Source organism: Flavobacterium branchiophilum NBRC 15030 = ATCC 35035 (genome assembly GCF_002217205.1).
Lineage (GTDB): Bacteria > Bacteroidota > Bacteroidia > Flavobacteriales > Flavobacteriaceae > Flavobacterium > Flavobacterium branchiophilum.
On the sequence record NZ_MUGT01000228.1, the window covers coordinates 1 to 3161 of the forward strand.

Annotated in this window: 4 protein-coding genes; 2 read left to right on the top strand and 2 right to left on the bottom strand. The window is 23.5% G+C overall.

Annotated elements, in window-relative coordinates:
- Nucleotides 1–226: 226 nt before the first annotated feature.
- On the bottom strand, nt 227–628 hold the full coding sequence (locus B0A58_RS16045; protein WP_089081872.1) for a helix-turn-helix domain-containing protein: 402 nt from the start codon (nt 626–628) through the stop codon (nt 227–229).
- 695 nt (nt 629–1323) lie between these two features.
- Between B0A58_RS16045 and B0A58_RS16055 the strand changes: the two genes are divergently transcribed.
- Both B0A58_RS16055 and B0A58_RS16060 read left to right on the top strand, forming a co-directional pair.
- Nucleotides 1324–2127, top strand: coding sequence for a GLPGLI family protein (locus B0A58_RS16055; RefSeq protein WP_165766371.1), 804 nt, complete (start codon nt 1324–1326; stop codon nt 2125–2127).
- Nucleotides 2128–2130: 3 nt separating this feature from the next.
- On the top strand, nt 2131–2931 hold the full coding sequence (locus B0A58_RS16060) for a peptidase associated/transthyretin-like domain-containing protein (protein ID WP_089081875.1): 801 nt from the start codon (nt 2131–2133) through the stop codon (nt 2929–2931).
- On the opposite strand, the gene B0A58_RS16065 is transcribed toward B0A58_RS16060, so the two are convergent.
- Nucleotides 2911–3161 (bottom strand): transposase (locus B0A58_RS16065; RefSeq protein ID WP_165766295.1); only part of this gene is annotated, 251 nt, incomplete at its 5' end. The two genes, B0A58_RS16060 and B0A58_RS16065, sit on opposite strands and share 21 nt — an antisense overlap.

Here is a 3161-nt window from a genome sequence, read left to right on the forward strand (position 1 = left end):
ACTACAAAGTTAAAAAAAACTTAATTAAGTCCAAATAAATAGATGAAAAAATTGTAGTGTATAAAAATTAGGGGGAAGTTAGGTTGTTATTTTATTACGTACTACATTTATTTATAGTTTAATTTTAATACTTTTAAAATATAAAAAAATTATTAAATAAATATTTTTAAAAATTTAAAGTGTTTAATTTCAAAAAACAAATTAAATCTTATTGCTTTTAAAATATTCAATGATTTTTTTTTATTTCATTTTCTAATTCAATAACTAAATTATTCAATCTAAAATTCTCGGTTTTTAAATTATTATTTAATTCTTTTAAAAGCTCTATTTGATCTTCGAGTGCCTTATTAAGTTTATCTGACACATTATTTGTTACGATTACCCCTGAACCACCCGTAGAATTTTCGTTATTCGTATGACAAATTGAAATTTTATCTTCACTAATTAATTTATCAATATCGATTTCTAACTCATTAGCAATTTTTTTAAGAGTAGCTATATCCATTTTATATTTATCATTTTCAATTTTGGAATATGTTGATTGACTAATACCTAAATTATCGCATATTGTTTGAGCTTTAATATCTCTAGCTTTTCTGTAGTAACGAATTTTATCCCCTATCTTCATAATTTTTATTATGTTTATTATGTTTGCGAATATAGAAAAAAAAATTTAATACTCGAAATTTATATTTAAAAAACGAATATTTTATTCTATATGAAAATAGCAAATTATTTTATTTATTTTAATATTTGCAAATAAATTTATATTTTTTAATTAACAATCTAAAGAGCTCTTGATGGTTACATTTATAAATGTAAACAATTATAATTTTTTAAACTAAATTTTAATCATGAAAAAAATTTTTATTATTACATTCCTTGTAATAGGAATGTCAACTTTTGCCAAAACAGGTAGAGTAGTATTAAATGAAGTAAAAAACAGAACAACAATAGGATGTTGTTCTGTTGGTGAATTTCGTAGTTGCGTTGGAGATAGTCAAGATTGCTGTAGGGCTAGAGCTCAATATTGTAAAAAGCACAGCTGTAGTGACTCAACAATTACATCATTATAGAAAATTTTTCCGCCTTTGCCTTCAAAGGCGGAAATTTAATAAATAAATCGATTTTAGGATTTAAAAATAGTAAATCTAAAAAATAATTTTGTCAGATTTAAATAAAATGTAAATTATTGATTAACCGTGTTTTAAAATAGGTTAAAGTAAGTTTATAATATCAAATATCCTCTGACAATAAAATCAAAATAAAATCGTTAAATGATTAATGATCAAAAAGGTAATAATAAATAAAGTAAAACAAATCATGAAAAAAATCATTATTGTATTGGTACATTTTTTTTTCTTAATAATCAATGCTCAAGAAATGTATAAGATTGATTATACTTTCATAGATTCTAATCAAAATACAAAGTGTACCTTATTTACCAACAACAATGAAGCAATATTTAAATTGTATGACGAAAGAGCATCAGGCATCCATGATGCTCCAAATGGTGAAGTTTACTATGTAACTAATGACCATTTGTCTAAATTTTATTACTCAAATAGTGTTTTAACTTATTGTCGTCATTTATTTTCTACTTATGAAATTCTCTATTTTGATGAGTATAAGAGTAAATTAAAATGGGAAATTTATACTGCAAATAAAAGAAAAATAGGCCTGTATGAATGTGTAGAAGCTAAAACAAGATTAAACGGTAGAAATTACAGTATTTGGTTTACATTTGATGTCCCTTTAAAATTTGGTCCATTGAAATTCCATAATTTACCTGGTATGATCATAGAAATCCAAGAAGAAAGCGGTTTATTTAAAGTGTCTTTTGATAAAATTAGCCGAATAGCAAAACCAAAAGAGTTTGAAGAATTAAAGAATTATTTTTTTAAAACTAAAAAAAATGTTTATAATTATAAAGATTATGAAAAAAAAGTTACTGAAACTGTTGTAGCTATAAAAATTAACTCTATTTCAGAAGTCAAAAAAACCAATTTAGAATATGGAAGACAAGTCATGACAGTAGATGAAAATATTCAGGCCAAAGAAGATGTCAATATGTTTATTGATGTTCCTGTTTTATTATTGTCTGAATTAAAAAAATACAGATATTAAAAAATGAAGTACATTATTTTTATTATTATTAATTTAATAATTACTATATCTTATTCACAAAATATAAGTGGCGTTGTATTAGACTCCAATCATATTGGGATTGAAAATGCTAGTGTATATGTATGGTCTTCTGTTCAAAAAGACCATTTAATTCATTACATGTACACCAATCCAGAAGGTAAATTTTCTATTGAATTTGAAGGTAAAAAAGAAGTATATATAGAAATTAAATGTATAAATTATGATATATTTTACAAAAACATTGATTTAAAAAACAATAATATAGAAATAATTTTAAACAAAAAAGAAACAATATTAGAAGAGGTTATAATTAACAATCAAAAAGCTGTAAGTGTCAAAAATGATTCAACATTTTATAATCCCGAAAAATTTCTAAATGGTACAGAACGAAAAGTAGAAGATTTATTAAAAAAACTACCAGGTATAACTGTGAATGACAATACAGGTCAGATAAAATTTAAAGGTAAAGACATTGAAACTGTAAAATTAGAAAATGATGATTTATTTGGTTCCAATTATATGTTGGGAACCAAACATATTTCCGTTGATATGATAGAACAAGTGCAAGCCATTGAAAATTATTCCTCTAACAACTTATTGAAAAACATAGAAAATTCCGACAAAATTGTATTGAATTTAAAATTAAAAAAAAACAAGACAGATTTTTCAGGAAATATAAATGCCGAAAATGGCTATGGAAAAAGCATTTTAACTTCTAACGAAATAACAGTTTTAGGAATTAATAAAAAAATTTCGAGTTACTTACTTAGGAGCTACAATTAATTTCCATCCTACCCATTCGTGATTTATCATTCTTTTTATTAGATTATCAAAAATTGTTTCTTTATATATTGATCTATTTAATCGATAAAAATATTCGTTTAAATATTTTTGTAAATGATGTTTACTAACGTGAGTTTGTATTGTTCGTAATCCAGATTTTAGTTGTTGAATGATGTTGTTAATTTGTTTGAAATTTACCGTAGGTTGGCTTATTTCTTGTTTTAAATTTG